This window comes from Azospirillum sp. UENF 112521 (genome assembly GCF_058780665.1).
The window spans coordinates 116,048-134,374 of record NZ_JBSNCI010000009.1 but is presented as its reverse complement, the minus strand read 5'-3'; the positions used below and the strand labels follow the sequence as shown (position 1 = coordinate 134,374).

The window sequence follows — 18,327 nt, the reverse complement described above, 5'->3', positions numbered from 1 at the left end:
GGGTGCGGCCGGGCTGACGGTTTGAAACAGCGTGGAACAGGAATTCGGATCGTGTTCACCTCTTTCATGCGGAGCGGGGGCAGTACCGGGGGACGCGGGGCGGGCTGACGGTTTGAAACAGCGTGGAACAGAAATCCGGGTGTGTTCCACTGTCTCACCAAGGGTGAAGGCATTGGCGGGAAACGCAGATCGGGTGAACGGCGTCCGGCGCGGCATGGCGGCTCCTGGCCGGCAGTAGCAAGGATGATAGTCCTATCATGGTTGTCGCGGCTTGGGGAAAGGGTGGATGAAAATCGGGGTTGCCCCCTCTCCCCGGGGGAGAGGGGATCTTGGTCGTGTCGCTGGGTGGCTCCCAGCACGCCGTGGATTGCGTTACGCTCTGTTCCATAGGGGCGAAGGGGGCGGAGATGGAACGCAGCGGGGCGCAGGGGACCGACGGCTATCGGGTCCGTGTAATGAGCCGGGCCGACCTGGATCTGGCGGTCGACTGGGCGCGGCTGGAAGGGTGGAACCCCGGCCTGCACGATGCCGGCGCCTTCCATGCCGTCGATCCGGCCGGCTTCCTGGTCGGGCTGCTGGACGGCCAGCCGGTCGCTTCGCTGTCGGTGGTCCGCTATCCGGGGAATTTCGGCTTCCTCGGCTTCTATATCGTGCGGCCGGAGGCGCGCGGGCGCGGCTATGGCTGGACGCTGTGGCAGGCGGGGCTGCGCCATCTGGAGGGCTGCACCGTCGGGCTCGACGGCGTCGTCGCCCAACAGGACAATTACCGCAAATCCGGCTTCGCCCTGTCCCACCGCAACATCCGTTTCGGCGGCGTTCTGCCGGGGGATGGGGGCGGCGGGACGAGGCTGGTGGACGCCCGGACGGTGCCCTTCGACCGGTTGACGGCGTTGGATGCCGCGCTGTTCCCGGCGCCCCGCCCCGGCTTCCTCGCCAACTGGGTTGCCCTTCCCGGTGCGACGGCGCTGGCGGCGGTGGGGGACGGCGATGTGACGGGCTTCGGGGTGATCCGGCCCTGCCATGACGGCTGGAAGATCGGCCCGCTCTATGCCGCGGACGCGAGGATCGCGCGGGATCTGCTGCTGGCGCTGGGTCGGGCGGCCGGGGCCGGGAGCAGGGTCGGCCCGGTGTTCCTCGACGTGCCGGAACCGAACGCGGCAGGGGTGCGGCTGGCGGAGGAATTGGGGCTGTCGCCGCAGTTCGAGACGGCGCGGATGTATCTTGGGCCGGCTCCAGCGACCGGGCTGGGGCGGGTGTTCGGAATCACGAGCTTCGAGTTGGGGTGATTCCCTTGTGGGCGGCGGAGCCCCTCACCCCGCCGCCGTTCTGTCCGCCGTCCTTTCGGCCGTCCTCTCCAGCGAGCGGACGATGTGCTCGGCCAGCAGGTCCACCGCCTTGGGCAGCGGGCCGGGCTGGCGGTAGAGGGCGGTTTCGATGTCGGGCAGGTCGGGCAGGCCGTGTTCGGCGTTCACGATGTGGAAGCCGGGGGCCAGCATGTCCTTCGGCAGGATGGTGACGCCCAGCCCGGCGGTCACCGCGGCCTTGATGCCGGCGAGGCTGGGGCTGGTGTAGGCCATGCGCCAGGGGCGGCCGTGGGCGTCCAGCGCGTCGATGGCGCGCTTGCGGTGGATGTCCGGCGCCGGGGCCAGGACCAGCGGGACCGGGGCGCCCGCGTCGAGGATCAGCCGGTCCGACGCCACCCAGAACAGCGGCTCGCGCCAGACCCGGACGCCGCCGGCCGGACCCTGCGGCTCCCGCTTGCACAGCACGAGGTCGTATTCGCCGCGGGCGAAACGGTCGAGCAGGTTGACGGTGAAGTCGCACTGCACCTCCAGCGCCACCTGGGGATGGGCGCGGGAGAAGCGCCACAGCACGTCGGGCAGATGGGCGGTGGCGAAATCCTCCGGTGTGCCGAGCCGCACCACGCCGCCGACCTCCGGTTCCATCAGCAGGGCGCAGGCCTCGCCCGCCATGCCCAGCAGGCGGCGGGCGTAGGTCAGCAGGATTTCGCCGTCGGGGGTCAGGTCCAGGCCGCGGCCCTCGCGCAGGAACAGCCGCTTGCCCAGCCCGTCCTCCAGCCGCTTGATCTGCAGGCTGATGGTGGACTGGGTGCGGCCCAGCCGCTCCGCCGCCCGGGTGAAGCCGCCGCTGTCCACGATGGTCACGAAGCTGCGCAGCAGGTCGAGGTCGAAGGGCGGCAGCGGAGCGGGCATGGCAGGCGGAGGGGAGGGCAACGTGGAGGGCGGCATGGCGGTGGTTCCGGCTCGGCCGGTCAGGTCAGCACCGCCCGGCTCACTGCGAGGTAGAGTGGAATACCGACGAGGATGTTGAAAGGAAATGTGATGCCCAGCGACAGCGGAAGCGACAGGCCGGGCTCCGCCGCCGGCAGGGCATGGCGCAGCGCCGCCGGCACCGCGATGTAGGAGGCGCTGGCGCACAGCGTCACCAGCAGGGCGGCGTCGCCGAGACCGAGCCCCAGGGACGCGGCGGCGGCAAGGCCGATGCCGGCGCCGGCCAGCGGCATGACGATGCCGAAGGCGATCAGCCGCGGGCTGAGCGACACCGCTTCCCGCAGCCGGGAGGTGGCGAGATAGCCCATCTCCAGCAGGAACAGGCAGAGCACGCCGTCCCACGGCGCGATGAACAGGCCGTGCAGGCTTTGCAGGCCGGGCTTGCCGATCACCAGCCCGACCAGCAGCGACCCGGCCAGCAGCAGGACCGAGCCGTTGAAGGCGGCCTCGCGGATGGCGCCCTTGATCGAGCCACCCTGGACCGGGCCGCCGCCGAGCGGCACCGACAGGCTGCCGCCGCCGCCCGCCGCCACGCCGGACACCATGCCGGCGGCGCCCGCCAGCAGCAGGCCGCTGACGATGGCCGGGCCCTCCATGATCGCCAGTGCCGCGACCATGTGGCCGCCGAAGGTGACGCCCTGGCTTTCCAGCAGCTTGGTGGCGGTGACGAAGGTGACGAGGCTGACCGAGCCGTAATGGGCGGCGATGGCGGCCGCATTGACCTGATCCAGACCGACCGCCGAGCGCAGCAGCCCGAAGCCGAGGACCGGCATCAGCAGGCTGAGCAGGCCGGCGGTCAGCAGCAGCGGCAGCACCGCGCCGACATCGGCGCCCGCCAGCGCCACGCCGCCCTTGAGGCCGATGGCGACCAGCAGATAGGCGGCGAGCGCCTTGCCGAAGCCCTCCGGGAACGGAATGCGCGCCCCGGTAAGCGCGATGACGGCACCGAGGCCGAAGAACAGAATCGGTGCCGACAGCAGCGTGTCCATGATGGATCTTCCCTCGTTTCGATCGTCTGCACGGGTCTTGCCGCAGTGTGGAAATCCGTGGCGGAAAACCATGGGACGGACGCTAACGGGGTATGGTTCTCATGGGAAATTGATAGTTTTCAGCGCTTCCATTGATTTCTTCAATGGAGGGCGGCGGGCCTCAGGCCAGCAGATCGTCCTGCCGGTTGCGCCGCATCCACAGGGCGGCGTAGCTGCACAGCGGGACGATCTTCAGCCCCTCGGTGCGGGCGGTCGCCACCACCCCTTCCATCAGGCGGCCGGCGGCCCCGGTGCCGCGCAGCGAGGGCGGGGCCTCGACATAGGAAATCACCAGGGTCTGGCCGTTGCGGCGGTAGTTGGCGAACACCGTCTGGGTGCCGACCGCCAGTTCAAACCGGTTCATCGCGCGGTTGTCCGTGACCGCCTGTCCCATGCCTTGCTCTCCATCGGTTGTGGGGGCCTGCTCCCTTCAACAGATGGGAGGCGGCGAAGACGCCGGAAGCTCCTGCTTTTTCGCGGCGGCGTCTTACTCGCCGTGCCAGCCGCAGGCGGACAGCGCGTCCCGCATATGCTCCGGCGCCGGGGCGACGGCGCTGACGGGGGCGTACTCGAAGGCCATGCGGAAGGCGACGGAGCGGGCCAGCAGATGCAGATTGCCGGACGGCCGGCGCTCGGGACCGTAGAAGGGCTCGCCCACCAGCGGGCAGCCGATGGCGGCGCAATGGACGCGGATCTGGTGGGTGCGGCCGGTGCGCGGGCGAAGCTCCAGCCAGGAGCGGCCGTTGCCGGTGCCGAGAACCCGGTAGTCGGTGACCGCCGGCTGGCCGGCCGGGTCGGGCAGGATCGTCCAGGAGGAGCGGCCGAACCCTGCGGCGGACTTGGGTTCGATCCGTTTCAGCAGCGGCAGGTCGATCACGCCGGTCCCGGCCTCCGGGATGCCCTCGGCCACTGCCCAATAGGTCTTCCCGACATGGCCGGCGGCGAACATCTGGCCCAGGCGCTTCAGCGCCCAGGGCGTGCGGCCCAGGATCAGGCAGCCGGCGGTGTCGCGGTCGAGCCGGTGGGCGAGCTTCGGCGCTTCCCCGTCCGGCTCCGCCAGATGGGGCAGGTAGAGTTCCAGATGGTCGGTGATGCGCCCGGCCTTGTGGACGGCCAGACCGGCCGGCTTGTCGATCACGAAGCACAGCTCGTCCCGGTGCAGCACACGGGCGCGCAGCTGGTCCGCGGTGAGCGAGCCGGGAGCGGGCTCGTCCTGAGTCGGGGGAGTGGGGGTAAGCGAGTCGGGGATCATGGCCGGCACCATGAGGGCGGACGCCCCCTTCGTGCAAGTATTCGCAACAAAACGTCATACGGAAAGTTCGTTTGTAAAGCCATGACGCCGTACTGGCAGCGGCACGGTGTCGCGCCGGTGGAATCCGTCGCTTTTTCAAGCGGTCCAGCCTATGAGAAAGGTTTGGTGCCGGCCTGGACGTAACGGATAAAGATCGGCTTGATTGAGGAGTTTCAGCCGGTTTTCATTTGATTTCGGCCTCTAGGACTAGCCTTTTGCCCGGTCTCGGAAGGTTTGTTGCGCAGTGACGGAAGGCGTGGCAGAAAGCCGGAACCACGGTCGTGCTTCCGCAGGCTTCGCTTGCGGTCGGGTCCAGCCGTGGAACCATGGATTTGACTTCGCCTCAACCACAAGAGACGTCCAATGCGGAAACCCGTGCGCAAGGTGGTGTTCCCGGTCGCCGGTCTCGGCACGCGCTTCCTGCCGGCCACCAAGGCCATCCCGAAAGAGATGCTGCCGCTGGTCGACCGCCCCCTGCTGCAGCACGCCGTCGAAGAGGCGCGCGCCGCCGGCATCGAGGATTTCGTTTTCGTCACCGGCCGCTCCAAGCGTGCCATCGAAGACCATTTCGATGCCGACACCGAACTGAACCGCACGCTTGAAGAGCGCGGCAAGATCGACGCGCTGGAAGAGGTTCGCCACAGCGAGATCGCGCCCGGCCGCTGCTTCTACACCCGCCAGCAGGTTCCGCTGGGCCTCGGCCATGCCGTCTGGTGCGCCCGCGCCCTGATCGGCAACGACCCGTTCGCCATCGTGCTGCCCGACGACTTCGTCCAGGGCAAGACCCCCTGCCTGAAGCAGATGGTCGAGGCGTACGAGGAGGTCGGCGGCAACGTCGTTGCCGTCGTCGACGTTCCGCGCGAAAAGACCAGCAGCTACGGCATCCTCGACGTCGAGAAGGACGACGGCCGTCTGGCCACCGTCCGCGGCCTCGTCGAGAAGCCGAAGCCGGAAGACGCGCCGTCGACCCTGTCGATCATCGGCCGCTACATCCTGCAGCCGGAAATCTTCGACCATCTGGAAAAGCAGCAGCGCGGCGCCGGCAACGAAATCCAGCTGACCGACGCCATGGCCAACCTGATCGGCAACCAGCCGTTCCACGGCCTGCGCTTCGAAGGCACCCGCTACGACTGCGGCGACAAGGTCGGCTTCATCGAGGCGACGCTCGCCCACGCGCTGAACCGGCCGGACATGGCCGACAAGGTGCGTGCCATGCTGCGTAAATATTGCTGACCGACGGGCAGCACGCCTGACGCGGTGCCCGCCCCCGTCCCCTGATCCGGACGGGGGCGGGCGCATGCGTTTGGACTGCATTTCAAGAAGAGCCGGCCGGAAACGAAAAGGCCGGCCGTGAGGAACGCCTCGCGGCGGAGATCCGCCAGGGCATCCCGAAACATACAGGTTTTCCTTTTTTCAAGGACATGAGGGGGACGCGATGCGCATTGCGATGATCGGCACGGGCTATGTCGGCCTGGTCTCCGGCGCCTGCTTTTCCGAATTCGGCGTGCACGTCACCTGCGTCGACAAGGACGCCGGCAAGATCGAGCGGCTGAAGAACGGCGAGATTCCGATCTACGAGCCCGGCCTGGACGACCTCGTCGCCCGCAACGTCGCCGCCGGCCGCCTGTCCTTCACCCTGGATTTGAAGGAGGCGATGCAGGGCGTCGACGCCGTGTTCATCGCGGTCGGCACCCCGTCGCGCCGCGGCGACGGCCACGCCGACCTGTCCTACGTCTATGGCGCCGCCGAGGAGATCGCCCAGCATCTCGACCACTACACGGTGGTGGTGACGAAATCGACGGTCCCGGTCGGCACCGGCCGCGAGGTCGAGGCGATCATCCGCCGCGTCCGCCCCGAGGCCGAGTTCGACGTCGCCTCCAACCCGGAATTCCTGCGCGAAGGCTCGGCCATCGGCGACTTCATGCGGCCGGACCGCGTCGTCATCGGCGCCACCTCGGACCGTGCGGGCGAGGTGATGCGCCGGCTCTACCGGCCGCTCTACCTGATCGAGACGCCGATCGTGGTGACCTCGCTGGAGACGGCGGAGCTGACCAAATACGCCGCCAACACCTTCCTGGCCGCCAAGATCACCTTCATCAACGAGATCGCCGATCTCTGCGAGAAGGTCGGCGCCAACGTCCATGACGTGGCGCGCGGCATCGGGCTGGACGGCCGCATCGGCAAGAAGTTCCTGCACCCCGGTCCGGGTTACGGCGGGTCGTGCTTCCCGAAGGACACGCTGGCGCTGGTGCGCACCGCCCAGCAGGTCGGCAGCCCGCTGCGCATCATCGAGACGGTCGTCGACATCAACGACAAGCGCAAGAAGCAGATGGCCGAGCGCATCATCGCCGCCTGCGGCGGGTCGGTGGACGGCAAGACCGTCGCGGTGCTGGGTGTCGCCTTCAAGCCGAACACCGACGACATGCGCGACAGCCCGTCGCTCGACATCGTCCCGGCGCTCCAGGCGGCGGGGGCCCATGTGCGCGCCTTCGATCCGGCGGCGATGCACGAGGCCGAAAAGCTGCTTCCCGGCGTGGAATGGGCGAAGGACGCGTACGGCACCTTGGAAGGGGCCGATTGCGTCGCTATTCTCACGGAGTGGAACGAATTCCGTGCGCTCGACCTGCGTCGGGTCAAGTCGATGCTGAAGCGGCCGGTGATGATCGACCTGCGCAACATCTACAACCCCGAGGACATGGCGAAGGCCGGCTTCACCTATACCTCCATCGGCCGGCCGTCGCCGGCCGGCGGGATGGACCGTGGCTGACGGTCCAAAGACGGCGTCCAACAGAGGACTAACGAGACGATGAGCGAAGCCCATACCTTCCACCCCACGGTGCTGCGCGAGTACGACATCCGCGGCATCGTCGGCAAGACGCTGACCCCGGCGGACGCCCGCGCGGTCGGCCGCTCCTTCGGCACCGTGGTGGTGCGCAAGGGCGGCAAGACGGTCTGCGTCGGCTATGACGGCCGTCTGTCCTCGCCGGAACTGGAGGAGGCGCTGGTCGAGGGGCTGGTTTCCACCGGCCTGCATGTCCTGCGCATCGGGCTCGGCCCCACGCCGATGCTGTATTTCGCCACCCGCGACCGCGAGGCGGCGGCCGGCATCATGATCACCGGCTCGCACAACCCGCCGGACTACAACGGCATCAAGATGATGCTGGGCAAGGGTCCGGTCTATGGCCAGCAGATCCTGGAACTCGGCACCATGGCGGCCAAGGCCGACTGGGAGCAGGGCCAGGGCTCGTCTGAGAAGATCGACGTCCAGGACGAGTATGTCGCCCGCCTGCTGAAGGACTATGACGGCACGCGCGACCTGAAGATCGCCTGGGACGCCGGCAACGGCGCGTCGGGCGAGATCCTGCGCCGCCTGACCGCCAAGCTGCCGGGCACGCATGTCCTGCTGTTCGACGACATCGACGGCAACTTCCCCAACCACCACCCGGACCCGACGGTCGAGGCCAATCTGGTCGACCTGAAGAAGGCGGTGGCGGAGCATGGCTGCGACATCGGCATCGGCTTCGACGGCGACGGCGACCGCATCGGCGCCATCGACCACAAGGGCCGCGTGGTGTGGGGCGACCAGCTGGTGGCACTCTATGCCGCCGACGTGCTGAAGAGCCATCCGGGCGCCACCATCATCGCCGACGTCAAGGCCAGCCAGGCCCTGTTCGACGAGATCGCCAAGCATGGCGGCAACCCGCTGATGTGGAAGACCGGCCACTCGCTGCTGAAGGCCAAGATGGCGGAGACCGGCTCGCCGCTGGCCGGCGAGATGTCGGGCCACATCTTCTTCGCCGACAAGTGGTACGGCTTCGACGACGCGCTCTATTGCGGCGTACGTCTGGCCGGGCTGGTCAGCAAGCTGGACACCACGCTGGCGGCCCTGCGCGACGGGCTGCCGGACATGGTCAACACGCCGGAGACCCGCTTCCAGATCGACGAGGAACGCAAGTTCGCCGTGGTCGAGGAGGTCAAGGGCCGCGTCAAGGCGTCGGGCGCCAAGGTCAACGACATCGACGGCGTCCGTGTGACGACCGACGACGGCTGGTGGCTGCTGCGCGCGTCCAACACCCAGGACGTGCTGGTGGCGCGTGCCGAGTCCTACAGCACGGAAGGGCTGGAGCGGCTGAAGGGCGCGCTGATCGAGCAGCTGGTGGCTTCGGGGCTGGCGGCACCGTCCTTCGAGGGCGGCGGGTCGCACTGATCCGAGCGGTTGGGGAAAGGCGCCGTCGGCTGACGGCGCCTTTCTTCGTTTTATCTGAAACTCGCCAGATGCCGCCGGAACCGGGCCAAACTCCAGGCGAAGAACAGGGCACCGATCCCGGCCGTCGCGGCGAAGCGCGGCCACACCACGTCGAAGCCCGCGCCGCGGAACAGGATCGCCTGGGCGAAGGCGACGAAATGGGTCGAGGGTGACAGCTGCATCGCCAGTTGCAGCCATTCCGGCTCGCTTTCCAGCGGGGTGAAGCCGCCGGACAGCATGTTCATCGGCAGCACGATCAGGATGAACAGCAGCCCCAGCTGCGGCATCGAGCGCGCCACCGTGCCGAGAAAGATGCCGAGCGCGGTCGCGAAGAACAAATAGAGCGCCGTCCCGGCCAAAAACAGCGGGACCGATCCGGCCAGCGGCACCGACAAGAGGCCGCGCAGCACGGCATAGAGCGCCACCAGCGTCAGACCCAGGATCACCGCACCGTTGGCCAGCACCTTGGCGGCCATGATCTCGGCCGGGCGGACCGGCATCACCAGCAGATGCTCCAGCGTGCCGTGTTCGCGCTCGCGGATCAGGGCGGCGCCGGCCAGCAGCACCGCCAGCATGGTGACGTTGCTGACCACCGACATGGTGCCGGTGAACCATTTCGTATCCAGCGCCTCGTTGTAGGCGACGCGGACCTGCAGGCTGACCGGGGCGGCGCTGCCGTCCGCTTCGTGGCGGACGAAGCGGCCGACCTCGTCGTCGACGATGCCCTGGATGGTGCCGGCGCCGATGCCGGCCTGCATCATCGCGGTGGCGTCGATCAGCAGCTGGATCGCCGGGCTGCGGCCGGCCAGCACGTCGGCCTGGAAATCGGGCGGGATGTCGAGGACGAAGGTGTAGCGGGCGGAATCCATCGCCGGGTCGATGTCGGCATGGCCGATCGTCGCCGGGGTCTGGAACTCCGGCCCATGGAAGCTGGAGGCCAGACGCTGCGACAGGGTCGAGCGGTCCTCGTCGACGATGGCGATGGCGGCGTTGCGCAGCTCGTGCGAGATGCCGGTCGCTTGGCTGTAGACGGAGAAAGTGAAGGAATAGACGACGAAGCCCAGCATGAAGACGTCGCGCAGGAGACTGATCCACTCCTTGCGCGCCAGTGTCAGGCTGTTGCGGAGGAAGTGCCGCATGGCTCAGCGCTCCTGTTTCGGCAGGAAGACGACGCCGAGCGCCAGGAAGACCGGGATGAAGGCGGCGGTCGCCAGGATGAAGGGGAGAAGCTCGGGCAGGGCGAGGCCCTTGGTGAAGGCGCCGACGGAAATTTTCAGGAAATGGGTGGTCGGGAACAGCGTGCCGAACAGCCACGCCCCGCCTTCCAGCGTCGCGACCGGTTGCAGCATGCCGGAGAATTGGGTGGCCGGCAGCATGGTGACGATGGCGGTGCCGAACACCGCCGCCGTCTGGGTCGCGGTGAAGACGGAGATCAGCAGCCCCAAGGCTGTCGTCGCCACCACATAGACCAGCCCGCCGAGCAACAGCCCGGTCAGGCTGCCCTTCACCGGCACGCCGAACAGGGTGATGGCCATGACCACCATCAGCAGCAGGTTGAAGGCGGCCAGCCCGATATAGGGCAGCTGCTTGCCCAGCAGGAATTCCAGCCGGGTCACCGGGGTGACGTAGAGGTTGGTGATCGAGCCCAGTTCCTTTTCCCGCACCACGCCGAGGGCGGCGAGGATGGCGGGGATGAAGACCAGCAGCAGGCCGATGGTGCTGGGGACCATGGCGTCGAGGCTGCGGAAGGCTTGGTTGTACCGGTAACGCATCTCCAGCGTCGCGGGGGAGGCGGGCAGGGTAACGCCGGAAGCGAGGGCGGCATCCTGGATGAAGCGCTGGTGCAGGCCGGCGACGTAGCCCTGGATGGTCTCGGCCCGGAAGGGCATGGCGCCGTCGATGCGCACCGCCACCTCCGGGATGCGGCCACGGCGCAGATCGCGGCCGAAGCCTTCGGGGATCTCGATGGTCAGCGATGCCTCGCCGCGTTGAAGGCGGAGTGCCAAGTCGCGGGCGTCCACGGCCGGCGGGGTGGTGCGGAAGCTGCGGGAGCCGTCGAACTGCTCGATGTAGGCGCGGCTTTCGGGCGAGCGGTCGTGGTCGAGGACGGCGAAGGTCAGGTTCTCGACATCCATGGTGATGCCGAAGCCGAAGACCAGCATCAGCAGCACCGTGCCGAGCAGGGCGACGGTCAGGCGGACGGGATCGCGGCGCAGTTCGAGGGTTTCACGCCAGGCGTAGGCGAGCAGGCGGCGGGTGGAATATCCCCTCTCCCCCCGGGGAGAGGGTTAGGGTGAGGGGGTGGCGCGACGGCCCTTTCCCGAGAATCCTCGCTGTGCATCCCCCTCACCCCGACCCTCTCCCCGGGGGGAGAGGGGGAATAGGATGGTTGAGAGGGGGGGCGCCCTCCGCCTGCTCCATGAACCCAATGAAGGCGTCGTCCAGGCTGTCGGCTCGCTGCTGGCGGCGCAGCTCGTCGGGCGGGCCGGCGGCGATGACGCGGCCGGCGTTCATGAAGGCCACCCGGTCGCAACGCGCCGCCTCGTTCATGAAGTGGGTGGAGACGAAGATCGTCACCCCCTGCTCGCGCGACAGGGCGATCAGGTCGCGCCAGAACTGGTCGCGCGCCACCGGATCGACACCGGAGGTCGGCTCGTCGAGGATCAGCAGCTCCGGTTCATGCAGGATGGCGACAGCCAGCGACAGCCGCTGCCGCACGCCCAAGGGCAGCCGGTCGGCCACCGCCTCGATGTAGGGCGACAGGCCGAACCGCTCCACCAGTGCCGCCAGCCGGGTGTCGGCGTCGGGCAGGTCGAACAGGCGGGCGTGCAGGTCGAGGTTCTGGCGCACCGTCAACTCGCCATAGAGCGAGAAGGCCTGCGCCATGTAGCCGACGCGGCGGCGGCTCTCCAGATCGGTGGCGTCCACCGGCCGGCCGAACAGCCGCGCCTCCCCGGCGCTGGCGGGCAAGAGGCCGGTCAGCATCTTCATCGTCGTGGTCTTGCCGCAGCCGTTGGATCCCAAAAAGCCGAAGATCTCGCCGCGGCCGATGCGGAAGCTGATGTCCGACACCGCGGTGAAGTCGCCGAAGCGGCGGGTCAGGCCGATGGCCTCGATGGCGGGTTCGGCGCCGGCCGGCTCGGGCGGGCGGGGCGGGACGGTCAGGCGCTGGTGGCCGCGTTTGGCGTCCTCCGGCAGCAGGGCGACGAAGGCCTCCTCCAGATCGGCGGCGCCGGTGCGCGCCTTCACCGCCGCCGGGGTGTCGTGGGCGAGCAGGCGGCCGGCGTTCATCATGACGACTTGGTCGAAGCGCTCCGCCTCGTCCATGTAGGAGGTGGCGACCAGCACGGTCATGCCGGGGCGGCCGGCGCGGATGCGGGCGATCAGGTCCCAGAACTGCCGGCGGGACAGCGGATCGACGCCGGTCGTCGGCTCGTCGAGGATCAGCAGGTCGGGGTCGTGCAGCAGGGCGCAGCACAGGCCGAGCTTCTGTTTCATGCCGCCCGACAGCTTGCCGGCCGGACGGTCGGGGAAGGGGGCGAGACCAGTGGACTCCAAGAGGTCGGCGATGCGGCGCCGGCGCTCGGCGGCGTCGAGGCCGAAGAGGCGGCCGAAGAACTGGAGATTCTCGGCGACGCTGAGGTCGGCGTAGAGGTTGCGGCCGAGCCCTTGCGGCATGTAGGCGATGCGCGGCTGGAGGGCGGCGCGGCCATGGCGGTCGGAAACGTCGGTGCCCAGCACACGGACGCTGCCCTGCTGGATCTTCTTCGCCGTGGAGATCAGGCCGAGCAGGGTCGATTTGCCGACGCCGTCCGGGCCGATGACCGCGACGCTGGTGCCGGGAGCGATGTCCAGCGAGGCGTCCGCCAGCGCCACCGTCCCGCCATAGCGGTGCCGCACGCCCGACAGCGAGACGGCTGGGGCGGGGGTCATGATCTTTCGCCTGTGGGAATATCCCCTCTCCCCCCGCTCTCGCGCAAACTTCGTTTGCGCTGACGCGACAGGCGGACCATCGGTCCGCCGAAAGTGGGGAGAGGGTTAGGGTGAGGGGGGAGCGTGGGGTGGATTGGGGGGCGGAGGGTGACTGATTTTCGGCGAAGTCACGCGGTGCGTCCCCCTCACCCCGACCCTCTCCCCGGGGGGAGAGGGAGTATTCCCGGGGGAAGAGGTTGCTTCGCGCGTCAGGGTCGACTCCAGCCAGTCGGGCCAGACCGCCTTGTCGTCCAGCTTCACATAGGCCATGCCGGTCAGGCCGGTCTTCACCCGCTCGATGTACCGGGTCACCAGCGCTTCGGGCACGCGGGCCTTGACGCGGAACATCATGCGGTCGCGTTCGGACTTGGTCTCCACCTGCTTGGGCGTGAACTGGGCGCGCGGGGCGACGAAGGTCACGGCGGCAGGAATCGCGGTGTCGGGAACGGCGTCCAGCAGGATGCGGGCCTCGGCGCCCAGAGCGAGGTTGCCGGCCGTGTCGGTCGGCAGGAAGAAAGTCATGTAGACGTTCGACAGGTCGAGCAGAGTCGCCGCCTTGCCGCCGGCCGCCAGCACCTCGCCGGGTTCGGACAGGCGGTAGAGCACGCGGGACTTGCGCGGCGCCTTCAGCACGCCGTCGGCGACCAGATCGGCCAGCCGGTCGACATCGCCGGCCGCGGCGGCGATGGCCTCCTCGGCGCTGGCGAGGTGGCTCTTGGCGGCCTCCAGGGCTGCGTCGGCGGTGCGGCGGCTGTTGCGGGCCTGATCGACGCGCTGTTCGGAGACATGGCCCTTGCCGAACAGGATCAGCGCCCGTTCCATCTCCTTGGCGGCGAAATCGGCTTCGCTGACGCGCTGGGCGACCAGGGCGGTGGCTTCCTCGCGGGCACGGCGGGTCTGGCGCAGCTGGGCCTCGGCGGAACGGAGCTGCGCTTCGAGGTCGCGGGTGTCGAGCGTGGCGATGATGGTGCCGGCCTCCACCAGATCGCCCTCCTCGACCGGGATGGTCAGGACGCGGGCGGCGTATTTGGTGGCGATGTCGATCTCGTTCGCCTCGATCCGGCCATTGCCGGAGGCGAAGCCGGCGGGCAGGCGGTTGCCCTGCATCGCTCGCCAGCCATAGGCGGCCCCGGCGCCGAGGATCGCCAGCAGAACCACGGCCACAAGGAGGCGTTTCAGGGTCATGGACGGGTTCCTTTCCCAGTGTCGAGCGCGCCCATCACGCCGGCCAGGATGCGGTCGCGCGCCGCATCGTCGGGGGCGGCGTCCAGCGTGCGGCGGAGCGCCAGCAGCGCCTCGGCATAGTGGTTGTGCCAGTCGAGGCCGGCGGCGAGGTCGGCGGGGGCGAGGCGGGGGTGGCGGTCGGCCGGGGCGAGCGGGCGCGGGGCGGCGAGATCGACGCGGTCGTCCAGTGCCGGCTGGGCGATGCGTTCCGGCGACCAGCCCTTGTCGAGCAGGGCCTGGCGGATGGCGGCGCGGGCGGGCTCCTCGCCATGGACCAGGAACAGCCCGTGGCCGACGCCGTGGCGGGCCGCCACCCAGTCCAGCAGGGCGCTGCGGTCGGCATGGCCGGAATAGACGTCGATGGAGCGGACCCTGGCTTTCACCGCGATCTCCTCGCCATGGATGCGGACGCGGGGCGTGCCCTCCTGCAACAGGCGGCCCAGCGTGCCGGGGGCCTGGTAGCCGACCAGAAGCACGGTGTCCTGCGGGCGCCACAGCCGGTTCTTCAGGTGATGGCGGATGCGGCCGGCATCGCACATGCCGCTGGCCGCCATGACGATGGCGCCGCCGGCGATGCTGTTGAGGCGCTGGCTGTCGGGCACGCCGCGGACATGGTGGAAATTGGCGCGGGTGAAGGGGTCGCCGTCGGTCTCCAGATCGTCGAGATGGCGGCGGAAGACGCCGGTCACCGCGTCGGCGAGGGGGGAGTCGAGGAAAACGTCCACCGCCGGCAGCTGGCCGCTGTCGAACAGGCGGTCGAGGTCGTAGAGCAGCTCCTGCGTCCGCTCCACCGCGAAGACCGGGATCAGCAGGACGCCGCCGGCCGCCAGGGCGGTGGACACCTCGGCGCGCAGCACCGCCTGCCGCCCGGCCTCGTCGAGGTCGGTGCGCTCGCGGTCGCCGTAGGTGGTCTCCAGCACCATCCAGTCCGGCCGCTCCGGACCGTCGGCGTCGGCGTGGAAGCTCTTGCCGCCGGGGCCGAGGTCGCCGGAGAACAGGATGCGGGTGGGGTCGCCGGCGCCGTTTCCAAGGCCGTCTGAGACTTCGACCTCGATGGAGGCGGAGCCCAGGATGTGGCCGGCCTGCCAGAAGCGGGCACGCAGGCCGGGCAGGATGTCGGTCCAGCGGTCGTACTCGACACGGCGGAGCCGGCGCAGGCTGCGGATGGCGTCGTCCTGGGTGTAGATTGCCTGGACCGGCGGACGGCCGCGCTGGCGGTTGCGGCGGTTGAGCCGCTCGACCTCGCCCTCCTGGATGTAGCCGCTGTCGGGCAGCATGTACTCGAGCAGATCGACCGTGCCGCCGGTGGCGTAAATCCGGCCGCGGAAGCCCAGCTTCGTCAGCTTCGGCAGCAGGCCGGAATGGTCGATGTGGGCGTGGGTCAGCAGGACGGCCTTGATCGCCGCAGGATCGAAGGGGAAAGGGCGGTAGTTCAGTTCCCGGATCGTCTTGGTGCCCTGGAACATGCCGCAATCGATCAGCACGTCGCCCGCGGGCGTCGACAGGCGGAAGCAGGAGCCGGTCACCGTTCCGGCGGCGCCATGGAAGGTCAGCGACAGGGACATTGGTCGGCTCCTTCAGATGCTCACCCCACTGCCACCCCGCTGCTCTCTGCGGCATGGGCCTGGGCGAAGGTGAAGTCGGCGTTGGTGCTGGCGTGGATGCGGTAGAGCGGCTCGCCACGGCGCACCGGCTCGCCCACCTTGCGCAGCAGGTCGATGCCGGCCCCCTTGTCGGTCGGCGCGCCGGCCAGCCGGGCGATGCGGGCGAGGCGGTAGCAGTCGAGCGACGAGACGATGCCGTCGGCGGGCGAAGCCACCTCCGCCACCAGCGAGCCCAGCGTCGCCACGGCGGGCGGCGGGCCTTGCATCTCGATGATGCGCTCCATGGCGGCGAGTGCCGCGCCCGACGCCAGCAGCTCGCGCGCCCGGCGGGTGCCGCTGCCGCCGCGAACCACGGGGTCGAATTCCAGGATGCGGCCGGCCAGCAGCAGGGCGCGTTCCTTCAGGTCGGCGGGACCGGCGGGATCGTTGCGCAGCACGGCCATCACGTCGCGCGCCTCCAGCACCGGGCCGATGCCGCGCCCGACCGGCTGCGAGCCGTCGGTGATCGCCACCTCCAGCGTCAGGCCCAACCGGTCGCCGACATGCTCGAACAGCTTGCGCAGGCGCACCGCCTCGCCGGCGTTGCGGATCTTGGCGCTGGGGCCGACGGGGATGTCGATCAGCAGATGGGTGGAGCCGGCCGCCACCTTCTTCGACAGGATCGAGGCGACCAGCTGTTCGCGGGTGTCGATGGCAAGCGGCCGTTCGACCGAGATCAGGATGTCGTCGGCCGGCGACAGCCGGACATGGCCGCCCCAGACCAGACAGCCCTTGGCCTCACGCACCAGGGCCTGCATGCGCTCCATCGGCACGTCGACATTCGCCAGCACCTCCATGGTGTCGGCGGTGCCGGCGGGCGAGGTAATGGCGCGCGACGAGGTCTTGGGGATCGGCAGGCCGTGGGCGGCGACGATGGGCACGACGATCATCGAGGTGCGGTTGCCGGGAATGCCGCCGATGCAGTGCTTGTCGGCAATCGTGCCGAGACCTTCCCAATGCAGCCGCGTGCCGGCGGCGATCATGGCGCGGGTCAGGCCCAGCACCTCCGCCGTCGTCATGAAGCTGGCGCAGGCGATCAGGAAGGCGGCGATCTCGATCTTGGAATAACGCTGCTCGGTGACGTCGCGGATGATGGCAGCGAGCTGCTCGTCGCTGAGCGCGGCACCGCCGACCTTGGCGCGCACCAGCTCGAAGCTTTCCGGCGGGGTCGGGGGCACGAGATGGACGGCGGAACCCTCGGCCAGCCCGAGCTGGCCGAAGGCGGGGTCGGACAGGCCGATCTCGTCGGGAGCGACGATGGCGGGGTCGTCGACGACGTTCAGCACCGCCAGCAGGGAGCGGCCGTCGTTCCGCACCTCCACCCGTCCCAGCCCGAGGAAATCCTCGACATGGTACCGGGTGCAGCGGCGGTTGAGGAAGGCGACGTTCTCCCGGACGGTGTCTATCGCCAGATGTCGAAGCGTCAGCATGCGCACAGTCTACGCCCGGCCCGGCAGGCCAGCGTCGCCGAGCCTGCGCGGCAGCCATGCCGCACCTTACGCCCTGCGGTTGATCCGGATCATTGGCGGGGCGGAGGGGCTGTGCTCTGTCACGTGCTTTCCCGCGCGATGAAGGTCAGGCCGAGGTCGAGCCGCCGCTGCGGCGGCTCCTTGCCGTCCATCAGGTCGAGCAGCATGGCGGCGGCGTGGCGGCCGATGGCGTAGCGCGGCGTGGCGACGGTGGTCAGGGTCGGCGTCGTCCAGGCCGACGCCGGCAGATCGTTGAAGCCGGCGACGGCAAGCTGGTCGGGCACGCGGATGCCGCGGCGCCGGCATTGGAACAGGGCGCCCTGGGCCAGATCGTCGTTGCAGAAGAAGACGGCGTCGCAGTCGGTGTTCTCCGCCATCAGCCGGTCGATCATCGCAGCACCCAGATGGATGGAGGACGGGTCGGGCAGCCGCCAGACGCGGCTTTCGTCATACAGACCGGCCTCCTCCAGCGCGTGGCGGTAGCCGTCGAGGCGGGCCAGCGTGCGCGGGTCGAGCTGCACGGCGACGAAGCCGATGCGGCGGTAGCCGCGTTCCAGCAGGTGGGTGGTCATCAGCCGGCCGCCCTCCTCCTGCGAACAGCCGACGCTGAGGCTGTCGGGGTCGTCCAGCAGCTCCATCATGTGGACGGTCGGGCTGGCGAGCGCCGACAGGTAGGTGCGGGCGACCGGGGTATGGTCGGTGCCGGTCAGCAGGATGCCGTCGGGCTGGAACTGGAGATAGGTGCGGATCAGTCGCTCCTCCTCCTCCGGCGAATAGTGGGTGACGCCGATCAGGGCGCGGTAGCCGCGCGGCAGCAGCATGTCGTGGATGCCGGCGAGCGTCTCGACGAAGACCATGTTGGTCATCGACGGGATCAGCACCGCCACCGTCATCGACCGCGCCGAGGCCAGCGCGCTGGCGGCCTGATTCGGCACGTAGCCCATCGACTGCGCGGTGTCGAGGATGCGCTGGCGCAGCTCCGGCATCACCAGCTCGGGACGCTTGAAGGCACGCGACACGGTGATGGCGCTGATGCCCACCCGCTCCGCCACGTCCGCCATCGTCGCCCGGCCGGTGCGCGAGGAGCGCGGCTTGCGCGTCTTGACCGCCGGGGTTGCCGTCCCATCGCCGCCACGGGTCGTCACAGGGCTTCGTCCTTCCGT

General features: G+C 69.4%; 15 protein-coding genes. 4 read left to right on the top strand and 11 right to left on the bottom strand.

Going from position 1 to position 18,327, the window contains the following annotated elements; translation table 11 throughout:
• The first annotated feature begins 407 nt into the window (after positions 1-407).
• A complete protein-coding gene (locus tag ACWPN8_RS32180) occupies positions 408-1,286 on the top strand; it encodes a GNAT family N-acetyltransferase (RefSeq protein ID WP_492243752.1) in 879 nt (292 codons plus the stop codon).
• Positions 1,287-1,310: 24 nt separating this feature from the next.
• Here ACWPN8_RS32180 and ACWPN8_RS32175 read toward each other — a convergent pair whose 3' ends face one another.
• The 4 genes from ACWPN8_RS32175 to ACWPN8_RS32160 form a co-directional block, all read right to left on the bottom strand.
• Positions 1,311-2,249: a LysR substrate-binding domain-containing protein gene (locus ACWPN8_RS32175; RefSeq protein WP_492243751.1), complete on the bottom strand. Its 939-nt coding sequence runs from the start codon at positions 2,247-2,249 to the stop codon at positions 1,311-1,313.
• 23 nt (positions 2,250-2,272) lie between these two features.
• Positions 2,273-3,280 (bottom strand): sodium-dependent bicarbonate transport family permease, encoded by a 1,008-nt coding sequence (locus tag ACWPN8_RS32170; protein WP_492243750.1) that lies wholly within the window; start codon positions 3,278-3,280, stop codon positions 2,273-2,275.
• A 160-nt stretch (positions 3,281-3,440) separates the two neighbouring features.
• On the bottom strand, positions 3,441-3,713 hold the full coding sequence (locus ACWPN8_RS32165) for a GNAT family N-acetyltransferase (RefSeq protein ID WP_109448741.1): 273 nt from the start codon (positions 3,711-3,713) through the stop codon (positions 3,441-3,443).
• 93 nt (positions 3,714-3,806) lie between these two features.
• Positions 3,807-4,571 carry an RluA family pseudouridine synthase gene (locus ACWPN8_RS32160; protein WP_492243749.1) on the bottom strand — a complete coding sequence of 255 codons (765 nt, stop codon included), beginning with the start codon at positions 4,569-4,571 and terminating at the stop codon, positions 3,807-3,809.
• Positions 4,572-4,973: 402 nt separating this feature from the next.
• Between ACWPN8_RS32160 and galU the strand changes: the two genes are divergently transcribed.
• From galU to pgmG, 3 genes are all read left to right on the top strand, one after another.
• Complete coding sequence (galU, locus tag ACWPN8_RS32155) at positions 4,974-5,843, top strand: UTP--glucose-1-phosphate uridylyltransferase GalU (protein WP_109448739.1); 870 nt, start codon at positions 4,974-4,976, stop codon at positions 5,841-5,843.
• A 202-nt stretch (positions 5,844-6,045) separates the two neighbouring features.
• Complete coding sequence (locus ACWPN8_RS32150) at positions 6,046-7,377, top strand: UDP-glucose dehydrogenase family protein (protein ID WP_098735855.1); 1,332 nt, start codon at positions 6,046-6,048, stop codon at positions 7,375-7,377.
• 39 nt (positions 7,378-7,416) lie between these two features.
• Complete coding sequence (gene pgmG, locus ACWPN8_RS32145; protein ID WP_109448734.1) at positions 7,417-8,817, top strand: phosphoglucomutase/phosphomannomutase PgmG; 1,401 nt, start codon at positions 7,417-7,419, stop codon at positions 8,815-8,817.
• A 50-nt stretch (positions 8,818-8,867) separates the two neighbouring features.
• Here the strand turns inward: pgmG and ACWPN8_RS32140 are convergent, their stop codons facing one another.
• The 7 genes from ACWPN8_RS32140 to gntR form a co-directional block, all read right to left on the bottom strand.
• Positions 8,868-9,995 (bottom strand): ABC transporter permease, encoded by a 1,128-nt coding sequence (locus ACWPN8_RS32140; RefSeq protein ID WP_492243748.1) that lies wholly within the window; start codon positions 9,993-9,995, stop codon positions 8,868-8,870.
• A 3-nt stretch (positions 9,996-9,998) separates the two neighbouring features.
• Positions 9,999-11,018, bottom strand: coding sequence for an ABC transporter permease (locus ACWPN8_RS32135; protein WP_492243747.1), 1,020 nt, complete (start codon positions 11,016-11,018; stop codon positions 9,999-10,001).
• Positions 11,019-11,202: 184 nt separating this feature from the next.
• Positions 11,203-12,789: an ATP-binding cassette domain-containing protein gene (locus ACWPN8_RS32130; protein ID WP_492243746.1), complete on the bottom strand. Its 1,587-nt coding sequence runs from the start codon at positions 12,787-12,789 to the stop codon at positions 11,203-11,205.
• A 105-nt stretch (positions 12,790-12,894) separates the two neighbouring features.
• Positions 12,895-14,013, bottom strand: a complete 1,119-nt coding sequence (locus ACWPN8_RS32125) for an HlyD family secretion protein (protein WP_492243745.1) — start codon at positions 14,011-14,013, stop codon at positions 12,895-12,897.
• Positions 14,010-15,617: an MBL fold metallo-hydrolase gene (locus tag ACWPN8_RS32120; protein WP_492243744.1), complete on the bottom strand. Its 1,608-nt coding sequence runs from the start codon at positions 15,615-15,617 to the stop codon at positions 14,010-14,012. Before ACWPN8_RS32120 ends, ACWPN8_RS32125 begins: the two co-directional genes overlap by 4 nt.
• 20 nt (positions 15,618-15,637) lie before the next feature.
• Positions 15,638-17,125: a thymidine phosphorylase family protein gene (locus tag ACWPN8_RS32115; protein ID WP_492243743.1), complete on the bottom strand. Its 1,488-nt coding sequence runs from the start codon at positions 17,123-17,125 to the stop codon at positions 15,638-15,640.
• A gap of 119 nt (positions 17,126-17,244) precedes the next feature.
• Positions 17,245-18,309 carry an HTH-type transcriptional regulator GntR gene (gene gntR, locus ACWPN8_RS32110; RefSeq protein ID WP_492243742.1) on the bottom strand — a complete coding sequence of 355 codons (1,065 nt, stop codon included), beginning with the start codon at positions 18,307-18,309 and terminating at the stop codon, positions 17,245-17,247.
• Between the last annotated feature and the right edge of the window lie 18 nt (positions 18,310-18,327).